Origin of the sequence: Robertmurraya sp. DFI.2.37 (genome assembly GCF_029211245.1) — a bacterium.
In the GTDB taxonomy this organism is placed as follows: domain Bacteria; phylum Bacillota; class Bacilli; order Bacillales; family Cytobacillaceae; genus Robertmurraya; species Robertmurraya methanolica_A.
The window spans coordinates 1-6,929 of the sequence record NZ_JARGEJ010000101.1; the positions used below are offsets into that span (position 1 = coordinate 1).

Below are 6,929 nucleotides of genomic sequence, written 5' to 3' on the forward strand. Positions count from 1 at the left end.
CGTTTGTATCCAAGATTTCCATTCAAATATTCGGTAACAATCTTTATTTTAAATTCCTCACTATATTTGGCCATAATAATACCCCCAGAAGTTAGATTTATTACTCTAACTTCTGGGGGTCGGTACCGAATTGGACTTTTCTATTTCTGTATAACCGATCCTTTTATTCGGAAAACATATACTTTTTATAGTGATAGCGAATGGAGAAAATTAAACTAAGGGCAAGCATATTCCCCATTAAGGAGCTGCCTCCATAACTTATAAATGGAAGGGGAATTCCTGTAATCGGAAGGATCCCAATCGTCATACCAATATTTTGAAAAACATGAAACGTAATCATACTTATTACACCAACACAAATATAAGTATAAAAAGGATTTTTTGTTTCCATTCCCACTCTTGTTATATGATAAATAAGGAGGAAAAATAAACTCACAAGAAGACTCGCTCCAACGAAACCATATTCCTCTCCCACTACACTAAAGATAAAGTCTGTATGGCTTTCAGGCAAATATACTTCCCTTGTGCCAAAGCCTTTCCCGCTTGTTTGTCCAGACCCAATGGCAAGGAGAGACCTTGTTAATTGATAGCCAGAAGTACTGGAGTAATTATAAGGGTCAAGCCATGAATAAATACGGCCAAATTGATATTGTTTTACTCCTAAGTATTTCTCCAAAATTTCAGGTTTTACTAGAACAAAATAAAAAATGATGGAAACAAGTGAAGCACCGAAAGCAAAAATAGGCATAAGGATTTTCCAAGTGATGCCGGAAATAAAAATCATTCCTAGCATAATTGCAATTAAAACGAGGGCTGTTCCAAGGTCGGGCTGCTTCATAACAAGCAGCAAAGGCGCAGCTGTCACAATGCCGATTTTTATCAATAACCAACCATCACTTTTTATTGTTTTAAATTGATTTTTCTCATGATGATCTGAGATAAGTTTTGCTAAAGCCAAAATCAGAAATACCTTTACAAATTCAGATGGTTGTAAAGAGCCGATCCCCGGTGCCCTGAACCAACTTTTCGCTCCATTAATCACGGGTGCAATGCTGCTTGGAGCGACAAGCAGAAATCCAAGAAGAAGGAGCCCCAGTCCATAAAAGTACCAGGAAAGCTTTTTTAACTGGTCTGAATCAAAGGCAATCATCACGGCAATGATAACCGCCCCAATTCCGTACCAAACAATTTGTTTTAAGAGAAAGTTCTCTCCATATTGTCCTGTCGATTGAGCACTGTAAATCGCAATACAGCTTGCGATGAATAATAAAAATAAAATAAAAACAAGATTAAAATCAAACCTGGATGTCGAATTTTTCTCAGTCGTCATGATTATTCTCCCTTAGATATACATCAAACAAAATAGAAATACAGTAAGAACAAATGAAACTGCTCTTCTTATATATTTTATTCCTTGCAAAAGGCTTATCACTAGATTTTTCAAATGGCTTTGTTATATGTCGGTACTGATCTTTCGCTCAGTTTCTCTTTAACCTTCCAGTATAACTAAAAGGGGCGCGAAACCAAGGCTTCATACGAAAAATTGTATGATCAATCATTTGGTTTCCCAAAGCCTTTTAATAAATAAGCTGCCATTCTTCATTATATTTATCCTAAAGGAAAATCACAACTTTTCAAAGCTGCTGGATATTGTTACCTATTAAAGTTAAGTTGAATTATTAATGAGACGTTGTACAAAGATGATTGATGAACATCCATTTTTCACATGGATTGGCAAATGTCCTAAATAAAAAACAAACAGAATTAAATTCCAGAAACAATGAAACCAACCATAATTCTGCAACGTTAAAATGTTCATTTTTATTTGAAGGTGCCATTAGGAACTCGGCTTATTAATATATTTTTCGATAATATCTGCTTGAAGCTTTCTTAAATTATCCGGCACCTGTGGAATAGAATAGCCAATATACAAAGGTGTCGTTACAAATCGGGGGACAATTTTTGCATAAATTACTTCATCCATGCGATAAAAAAAGAGATTATAACTACTTGCCCTGAATGGAAACTCATTAAGTATATAATGAACGGCGATCTGGATATATGAGGCGAAGGACGGCAATTGCTGCAAATTGCTCATCCTTACATTAAATTCATAAAAGCCAACCTTTGGCTTAGTTGAAAGCGAAAAAAGGACATCACTTTCCTCTGCAATCTTCAGTCCTTCAAATATAGAAGAGGAGACATTTTCCATATAATCAATCGTCTTTAATCCGATAATTTGCATGTGTGGATGGGCAATCGATCCTCCGGATAAGGGACCATGATTTTTGAAAAATAAAACAGATTGATATTCTCCACCTTCCTCCATTGCCTGCCAATGCTTCAGCGCAAAGGTAAATAATCTCACTAAATGTTCTTTTGTGTACAATGAAAGTTCACCGGAACAATCGTCCGTTTCAATTAATACTGTTTGAAAGGCATTTTCGAGCACCGGATATTTATTTTTTAGTAAGATGATAGGACCATCTACATCGATGAGATCAGTCAGCTCTTCCCTCGCGCAAAATGGGCAGCGTGTATTTTTATTGCGAATACTCTCAGGTTTTTGAACCCCTATTTCTGTATTAAAAAACAAATGTATATCACTCATCGGTTCACCTACTTTTCCCCTTTTCATTAACTCTATTGTATTGGAATATGACTAATTTAGCGAACCTTTCACATTCAACTAAAACGACATTTATATGTAATGACACGCTTCAGCAAAATTCTCATTATGATAGATGCGGAGATAAACAATGATGAAACTTGCTAGTAATTAGTGATTGGACATATGAGATGAAATCAATTCTAATACAAGGCTGTTTAGTTTATATATGACGATTAATGCGGCATTTTTAACTATTAGTACCGTTATTATTAATTTTTACTGACCTCCCAACAAATTACATGGACCAACCACTAAATTTGTGAACAAAATATGAACGTTCCGAACAATACTTAACAATACTTAATGAAATGTAATAAAGATCACAGTTTGAACTTAACTCAATTTAGTAAGCTAAGACAAGAAATGATGAGGTTAGGTGATGGCAATGAATGATGAAACCTATACGGTCGAAGAGGTTGCTAAGCTTTTTAAAATTTCAAAGCACACTGTTTATGAGCTTATTAAACGGAGAGAGCTTCATGCTTTTAAGGTTGGAAATAAGATGCGCATTGATAAAATCGAAGTTGAGAGATTTAAGAAAGCGGACTCCTCTGCGGGGATGAATGAGCAGGCCCTATCTCTCCTACTTGCTGGCAGTCATGATTTTTTAATCGAACATTTAATTAAATATGTAACAAAGCAAGCTAATTTCTTATCCATTCAACCTACCTATATCGGAAGCCTAGAAGGGCTTATGATGCTTTATCGAGGCAACTGTGATGTTGCTGCCATTCACCTTCTAGATCCTTCTTCCGGGGAATACAATCTTCCCTTTATAAAGTTGTTCTTTGTCCATGAACCGCTCACAGTCATTCGTTTAGCCAGTCGTGAGCAAGGCTTTATTGTGGCTCAGGGGAATCCAAAAGAAATCCAAGATTTTACGGATTTAACGAGAAAAGAAATTACTTTTGTTAATCGGCAAAAGGGTTCTGGGACTAGATTTCTGTTAGATTCACATCTAGCCAAGGAAAACATTGAGCCGAGTGCAATAAAGGGCTATAGCAATGAGGAATGGAATCACCTTTCAACCGCCACATATATTAGTCGGGGAATCGCAGATGTGGGGTTAGGAATTCGTTCTGCTGCAGAACAGCTTAATTTAGATTTTATCCCGGTTGCGAATGAACAATTTGATTTAGTACTGCGCTGGAATAAAAAGAATAAAGATGCCCTTCAGCATCTGCTGGATATTATCCAATTAACTAGCTTTAAAGAGAGCATTCGTTCTCTTAAAGGATATAACACCCATGAATTCGGGAAAATCATTCATGAAAAAAATAGGGGGAAACAGTAATGAATTTAAAACGCTTTTTATCCACAACACTAATTGCATTCCTACTTGTCTTTATTGCGGCATGTGGGAATACAGAAAACGACAGGAATGAAGGAGCAACTCCAGAACAGGAGACTCCTACTAAAGAGGAAGCAGTTGATGCAACAGAGCTGATTTTAGCAACGACAACGAGTACGCAGGATAGCGGCTTATTAGATGAAGTGATCATTCCTTTATTTGAAGAGGAACACCCATACAAAGTTAAAACTATTGCTGTTGGAACTGGACAAGCTCTTGAAATGGGAGTAAATGGAGAAGCAGATGTTTTATTAACTCATGCACCGGATGCAGAGCAAGAACTCGTTGACAACGGTGATGTCCAAAACTACAAACGTATCATGTATAATGATTTTATTATTGTTGGACCTTCGGCTGATCCGGCAGGAATTAAAGGATTAGAAGTTTCAGAGGCTTTCCAAAAATTATATGACGAAAACGCCGTATTTGTTTCTCGTGGCGATGACTCTGGTACGCATAAAATGGAATTAGGACTATGGGAAGCGATCAATATCACTCCAACTGATAATTCTTCATATGTGGAAACTGGACAAGGGATGGGGAATACCCTACAAGTTGCCAATGAAAAAGAAGGCTACGTACTTACAGATAGAGCGACTTACCTAGCTCAAAAGGACAATTACTCTGATATGGATATTATTGTCGAAGGCGACGATGCTTTATTGAATATCTATCACGTTATGGAAGTAAACCCGGAAAAGAACGACTTAATTAACAATGATGGCGCGAACGCATTTGTGGAATTTTTAATTAAGCCTGAAGTTCAAGATGCGATTGAAGAATTCGGAAAAGAGGAATATGGTCAATCTCTATTCTTTAAATATACTGAATAACTCTATTACACCACTCTCTATATAGTTAAAATAAAACCCATTTAATGCTGTTCCATTTTCTAAGTGTAGACAACATCTAAAATCAGCCACCATCAGACTGATTGAAAACATTTGCCGTATCACAGTGCGAAGCCTTGGGAGGAGCGGAGTTACCATAGTAGGTAATGAGCCAGCAAACAAGGAGAGTAACGAAGAAAGCGAGCGTTTGCGGGCGGCCTGAAATACCTAGTAATCTGTACTAGGTATTTTCTTTAATCTAGAAACGAACGGATGGAATCAATATGGACTTATTAATTGATGGACTAACACGGGCGGTCGAAATGATCATTACTGGTGATCGTGAAGTTTATGAAATCACTTGGCGGACATTACGGATTTCCTTAACGGCCATTTTAATCAGCACGTTAATTGGAATTCCTCTCGGGATTTTATTAGGTTTAACAAAATTTCGCGGTAGAAAGCTATTATTGGTTTTCATTAATATTGGAATGGGGCTTCCACCTGTTGTCGCAGGACTTTGGATCACCATATTTCTATGGCGCTCTGGTCCACTCGGACATCTTTCTCTTCTCTATACTCCAACGGCGATTGTTTTAGCACAAATACTCGTCTCTTTACCTATTTTAATTGGACTTACAAGCAGCGCATTCCAACAAATTGACGAGAAAATGCTTCTGCAAATCAAAGCCCTTGGGGCAACAAAACTACAATCGCTAAAAATCCTCTTAAACGAAACAAGGATTGCGATCCTAGCAGCTATAATCGCCGGATTCGGCAGAGTAATTGCAGAAGTGGGAGCGGCCATGATGGTGGGGGGAAACATTAAAGGAGATACTAGAATCTTAACCACCTCCATTGTCATGGAAGTATCAAAGGGGAATTTCGATGTTGCTTTTGCCCTATCGTTCATTATTATGTCACTAGCATTTATGATTACCTTCTTTTTAACCTTTTTACAGCAAAGGAGTCGAAGATCATGAATACTCTTTTAAGGCTAGAAAATATGACTTACATGGCCCAGCAAAAAACCATTCTCTCGATTCCCTCTTTTTCAATTAAACAAGGAGAGATCATCGGGATAATGGGACCAAACGGAGCTGGAAAAAGTACGCTATTAAAGCTTCTTTCACTACTCGATTCTCCTAGCGAAGGACAAATCTTTTTAAAAGAGAAACCGCTCTCTGAACAAAAAATTACAATCGATCTGCGCAGGAAATTTGCGATCGCTCTTCAACAATCTTTGCTATTAAATACCTCTGTCTACCAAAATGTTGCACTTGGCCTGAAAATTCGTAAGCTTGCCAAACCTATTATAAATGACAAAGTCGAGTACTGGTTAGACAAGTTTAACATCTCTCATCTTGCCAAAAAACACGCCTTTCATTTGTCTGGTGGGGAAGCGCAAAGAGTAAATTTAGCACGGGCGATGGTTCTAGAACCAGAAGTACTATTTTTAGACGAGCCTTTTTCTGCACTTGACTTTCCAACTAAAGTACAACTTTTAAAGGAATTAAAAGAAATTTTAAATTCTACCCGGACGACAACCGTATTTGTGAGCCATGATCTTTTAGAGGTGAAATATTTAACAGACCGCCTCTCGATTCTTATGAATGGGAAAATTCAACAAACGGGGACAACTGCCGAAGTAATTGAAAAACCAAATGAAACTACTGCATCTTTCATTAATCAATGGAAAGAATTTATTCATTAAAGCACAGCAGAGAAGCTCAAAGAAATAAACAAGCACACAAATTTGGAGTCATTAAATGGGTAGTACATTTCTTCTATCATCGGTGCATTCCTTTATAACATTACAGTTAAGATTCCATTTAGATATTTGCTTGTGCTAGACTCACGTACACCAATTAAAAAGGGAGTCGCAATCGAAATGAGCCAAAAATTAATAGCGACATATAACAAAGCCAAATAAAAAAAGAGAGTAGCATGTAATATGGTACCTATAGTTAGGACACTTGAAAAAGAGTGTTTTATCTATAGGTATTTTTTTATATACTTAAACTTACTAAATAAGAACTAGGGGACAACATGAGTAAAATAACATTTTCAACTACAG

6 protein-coding genes are annotated in these 6,929 nt (G+C 37.0%); 4 read left to right on the top strand and 2 right to left on the bottom strand.

Annotated elements, in window-relative coordinates:
- Positions 1-163 precede the first annotated feature (163 nt).
- On the bottom strand, positions 164-1,330 hold the full coding sequence (gene rodA, locus PZE06_RS25060; RefSeq protein ID WP_095311479.1) for a rod shape-determining protein RodA: 1,167 nt from the start codon (positions 1,328-1,330) through the stop codon (positions 164-166).
- A gap of 507 nt (positions 1,331-1,837) precedes the next feature.
- Positions 1,838-2,611: a DUF4931 domain-containing protein gene (locus PZE06_RS25065; RefSeq protein ID WP_137744769.1), complete on the bottom strand. Its 774-nt coding sequence runs from the start codon at positions 2,609-2,611 to the stop codon at positions 1,838-1,840.
- 439 nt (positions 2,612-3,050) lie between these two features.
- Here PZE06_RS25065 and PZE06_RS25070 point away from each other — a divergent pair, with 439 nt between their 5' ends.
- The 4 genes from PZE06_RS25070 to PZE06_RS25085 all read left to right on the top strand — a co-directional run bounded on the left by PZE06_RS25070 (position 3,051) and on the right by PZE06_RS25085 (position 6,566).
- A complete protein-coding gene (locus tag PZE06_RS25070) occupies positions 3,051-3,965 on the top strand; it encodes a substrate-binding domain-containing protein (protein ID WP_225310839.1) in 915 nt (304 codons plus the stop codon).
- Positions 3,965-4,855, top strand: coding sequence for an ABC transporter substrate-binding protein (locus tag PZE06_RS25075; RefSeq protein WP_095311483.1), 891 nt, complete (start codon positions 3,965-3,967; stop codon positions 4,853-4,855). Before PZE06_RS25070 ends, PZE06_RS25075 begins: the two co-directional genes overlap by 1 nt.
- Positions 4,856-5,136: 281 nt before the next feature.
- On the top strand, positions 5,137-5,835 hold the full coding sequence (locus tag PZE06_RS25080; protein ID WP_095311485.1) for an ABC transporter permease: 699 nt from the start codon (positions 5,137-5,139) through the stop codon (positions 5,833-5,835).
- A complete protein-coding gene (locus PZE06_RS25085) occupies positions 5,832-6,566 on the top strand; it encodes an ATP-binding cassette domain-containing protein (RefSeq protein WP_137744770.1) in 735 nt (244 codons plus the stop codon). Before PZE06_RS25080 ends, PZE06_RS25085 begins: the two co-directional genes overlap by 4 nt.
- The last annotated feature ends 363 nt before the right edge of the window (positions 6,567-6,929 follow it).

Coding starts and splice junctions, on each gene's coding strand:
- rodA (WP_095311479.1), bottom strand. CDS start 1,330: ATGACGACTGAGAAAAATTCGACATCCAGGTTTGATTTTAATCTTGTT.
- PZE06_RS25065 (WP_137744769.1), bottom strand. CDS start 2,611: ATGAGTGATATACATTTGTTTTTTAATACAGAAATAGGGGTTCAAAAA.
- PZE06_RS25070 (WP_225310839.1), top strand. CDS start 3,051: ATGGCAATGAATGATGAAACCTATACGGTCGAAGAGGTTGCTAAGCTT.
- PZE06_RS25075 (WP_095311483.1), top strand. CDS start 3,965: ATGAATTTAAAACGCTTTTTATCCACAACACTAATTGCATTCCTACTT.
- PZE06_RS25080 (WP_095311485.1), top strand. CDS start 5,137: ATGGACTTATTAATTGATGGACTAACACGGGCGGTCGAAATGATCATT.
- PZE06_RS25085 (WP_137744770.1), top strand. CDS start 5,832: ATGAATACTCTTTTAAGGCTAGAAAATATGACTTACATGGCCCAGCAA.